Origin of the sequence: Microcystis sp. M53598_WE2 (assembly GCF_030067735.1) — a bacterium.
Classification (GTDB): domain Bacteria; phylum Cyanobacteriota; class Cyanobacteriia; order Cyanobacteriales; family Microcystaceae; genus Microcystis; species Microcystis aeruginosa.
Genome location: NZ_JASJFE010000554.1, coordinates 1 through 3362 on the forward strand (window position 1 = coordinate 1; position 3362 = coordinate 3362).

The 3362-nt window shown below is 46.5% G+C and carries 3 protein-coding genes; all 3 read left to right on the forward strand.

Features of this window, described 5'->3' with window-relative positions; all coding sequences use genetic code 11:
* The first annotated feature begins 211 nt into the window (after positions 1–211).
* From cbiT to cobA, 3 genes are read left to right on the forward strand one after another with little or no spacing between them, the layout of a single operon-like run.
* Positions 212–802 (forward strand): precorrin-6Y C5,15-methyltransferase subunit CbiT, encoded by a 591-nt coding sequence (gene cbiT / locus PX636_RS11295; RefSeq protein ID WP_002732225.1) that lies wholly within the window; start codon positions 212–214, stop codon positions 800–802.
* Positions 803–844: 42 nt separating this feature from the next.
* A complete protein-coding gene (locus PX636_RS11300; RefSeq protein WP_002796273.1) occupies positions 845–1762 on the forward strand; it encodes a phosphatidate cytidylyltransferase in 918 nt (305 codons plus the stop codon).
* Positions 1763–1816: 54 nt separating this feature from the next.
* Positions 1817–3334, forward strand: coding sequence for a uroporphyrinogen-III C-methyltransferase (gene cobA / locus PX636_RS11305; RefSeq protein WP_288117235.1), 1518 nt, complete (start codon positions 1817–1819; stop codon positions 3332–3334).
* Positions 3335–3362 lie beyond the last annotated feature (28 nt).

Here is a 3362-nt window from a genome sequence, read left to right on the forward strand (position 1 = left end):
ACTTCGAGAAGCCCAAAATCGCTGAAACCCAGATATATCAAGGAAAATCATCAATCGAGGTTAACCCTTTGTCCCGTAATGGTTTGAGCCTTTTTTGCTGACCGAAAACGCCTAAGTCCCACTAGAAAAGTCCCTGTTTACTTAATAAATAAAATTGGACAAACTTATATAATAATGCTTGGTAGTGAAGCTTCCCAATAATTGATCCCCCATGACTTGGTTATATAAAACCCCCGGTATTCCCGATGAATTGTTTGAACGTTTGCCTGGGATTCCCTTGAGTAAACGCGAGGTGAGATTATTGATGATTTCCGCTTTGAGGTTAGGTGATGGGGGGGTTTTCTGGGATATCGGGGCGGGAACCGGCACTATTCCCGTTGAAATTGGCTTATTATGCCCCAATAGTCCGATTATTGCCATTGAAAGGGATGAAGAAGTGGCGAGTTTAATCCGCCGTAATTGCGATCGCTTCGGGGTAAAAAATGTTACAGTTTTTGAAGGCAGCGCGCCCGATTGTCTGCCCAATATATCCCTAGCACCCGATCGCGTCTGTATCGAGGGCGGCAAACCGATTAAATCGGTTCTGCAAGAAGTGTGGCAATACCTGAAACCCAACGGCCGCATCGTGGCTACGGCCAATAATTTAGAAACCCTCTATCAATTTTCCGAAGGCTTTTCTAATTTACAGGCGCGTAATATCGAGATTGTCCAAGCGGCAGTAAATCGCCTAGAAACTAGGGGTATTCACCAAGTTTTTGCCGCCGTTGATCCCATGTTCATCCTGAGTGGCGATAAACTTTAATTGGGGATAACCTTCCATAAAGTTTTCTTAATCTATATAATTATGACAATGCCGCCTAACTTCTCTGGATTAACCATGCCTTGGCCACGCATTGTCAGCGCTATTTTTGCTATTGCCTTCGCACTGGGAATTATTATCGTTGGGGGTTGGTATTTCACCCTCGGCATCGGTGTTATCGTCTTTTTGGGACAATTGGAGTATTTTCGCTTAGTTCGCGCTAAAGGCATTGAACCGGCCGCTAAAACCACTCTCGTAGTTTCGCAATTATTACTACTGACGGCAACTATGGCAGCCCCCCTCACCGATGCCATGTTTCCCCTCGCTGGGGCGTTAATTTGTTTTTATCTGCTCTTTCAGCCCAAAATGGCGACAATTGCCGACATTTCCACCTCAATTCTCGGTCTGTTTTATGGTGGTTACTTACCTAGTTATTGGATTCGTTTACGGGTCGGTTTTTCTCCTGAAAGTGGTCCCGTGGCTATGGCCAGTAACTTACCCCTGATGGGATATTGGCCAGAATCGTGGATGGAACCGAAATTATTCCCGGCCGCTTTGACGGTGACTTTTCTAGCTTTCGGTTGCATTTGGGCCGCCGATATCGGAGCTTATATCATGGGAAAATGGTTAGGTAAAACCATCTTATCGCTGATTAGTCCCAAAAAAACCGTGGAAGGTTCCTTTTTTGGCATTTTAGGCAGTATAGCGGTGGCCGAGGTGGGTGCTTGGTATTTAGATTGGCCCTATTGGCAGCTGACGGGCTTAATTTTGGGCTTATTAATTGGTATTGTCAGTTTATTGGGCGATTTGACCGAATCGATGATGAAACGCGATGCCGGGGTCAAGGATTCCGGGCAGTTAATCCCCGGTCACGGTGGTATACTTGATCGCACTGATAGTTATGTCTTCACCGCTCCCCTAGTATATTATTTCGTCACTTTACTGCTGCCCTGGTTGCGCTAGTAATTTGTTTCTTCTCCAAGTGCTAAATTAAAGATTAAACCCAAATTTGCGATTATGTCAGGAGTCGTCTATCCCCGGGGTAAAGTTTATCTTCTCGGTGCGGGAATCGGTCAGAGCAGTTTTCTCACCCTGCAAGCGCGAGCAATTTTAGCCACGGCCGAGGTTTTGCTGTATGATGCCCTAGTGGATAGTCAAATCTTCTCCCTCGTGCCGAAAACCTGTGTTTTAGTCGATGTGGGCAAACGGGGAGGACAACCCGGCGCCGAGCAAAATCAGATTAATCGGATATTGGTTAATTATTGTCAAGAGGGAAAACGAGTTATTCGGCTTAAAAGTGGTGATCCGGGGGTTTTTGGGCGAGTATATCCTGAAATGTTAGCCTTAAAGCGGGCTGGCTGTGATTTTGAACTGATAACTGGAATTTCCTCCGCTTTGGCCGCTCCTTTATTGGCCGGAATTCCCCTGACGGAAAAGGATATTAGTCGCTGTTTTGCGGTCTTGAGCGCTCACGATCCCGAGTCTCTCGATTGGTCAGCTTTAGCTAAAATTGATACGCTGGTGCTATTGATGGCCGGTCAGTCTTTAGGGCAAATTATCGAGAAATTATGCCAAAATGGGCGGAATATTCACGACTCGATCGCTATTATCCGCCAGGCGGGACGCAAGGATCAACAAATTTGGCGCGGCACTTTAGAAAATATTCTCGCTCAAACCGCCGGGGTGTCCCTCTCACCCTCTATTATGGTCATTGGTCAAGTTGTGGATCTGGCGATTATGTCCTCTCCCCCACCCCTAGGAGGTAAAACTATTGTTATTACCCGTGCCGCCGAGCAAACGAGTCAATTTAGCGAAATTTTGCAAAATCAAGGCGCAGAAGTTCTGGAAATGCCCGCTTTAGAGATTCGTCCCCCCGACCGTTGGCAAGGTTTAGACGATGCCATCGCTCAGTTACAAGAGTTTGATTGGCTGATTTTAACTTCTGCCAATGCTGTTAATTTTTTCTTTGATCGCTTGACATTTTGGGGAAAAGATGCTAGGGCTTTAGCGACCGTAAAAATCGCCGTGGTGGGCAAAAAAACCAGCCAAGTTTTGCACTCACGAGGATTAAAGGCGGATTTTATCCCGGGGGATTTTGTCGCTGATGCTTTGGTAAACGAGTTTCCCGACCCGATTAGGGGGCAAAAATTCCTCTTTCCTCGCGTGGAAACGGGAGGCAGAGACATATTAGTTAAGGAATTAACGGCCAAAGCCGGTCAGGTGACGGAAGTGGCCGCATATTATTCCGGATGTCCCGCGCGCATGGATAGTCAGATCTGGGAAGCGTTTCGAGATGGGAAAGTCGATATAGTCACCTTTGCTAGTTCCAAAACCGTCCAGAATTTTTATCAGTTATTGCTGCAAGAAACGGCAGAATTATCGGTTAATTCCCTATTAGAAAAAGTTTGTCTGGCTTCTATCGGTCCGCAAACTTCAAAAACCTGTCAAGAGTTATTTGGTCGTGTTGATATCGAGGCGCGAGAATACACCCTAGAAGGGTTGACTAGCGCTCTAATCGAGTCGAGTAAGACCTGACATCCTCGCCGCCGTAAAACAGACGGCG

Bases quoted from the DNA above. Each gene is read 5' to 3' on its own strand.
- cbiT (WP_002732225.1), top strand. From the start codon at position 212: ATGACTTGGTTATATAAAACCCCCGGTATTCCCGATGAATTGTTTGAA.
- PX636_RS11300 (WP_002796273.1), top strand. From the start codon at position 845: ATGACAATGCCGCCTAACTTCTCTGGATTAACCATGCCTTGGCCACGC.
- cobA (WP_288117235.1), top strand. From the start codon at position 1,817: ATGTCAGGAGTCGTCTATCCCCGGGGTAAAGTTTATCTTCTCGGTGCG.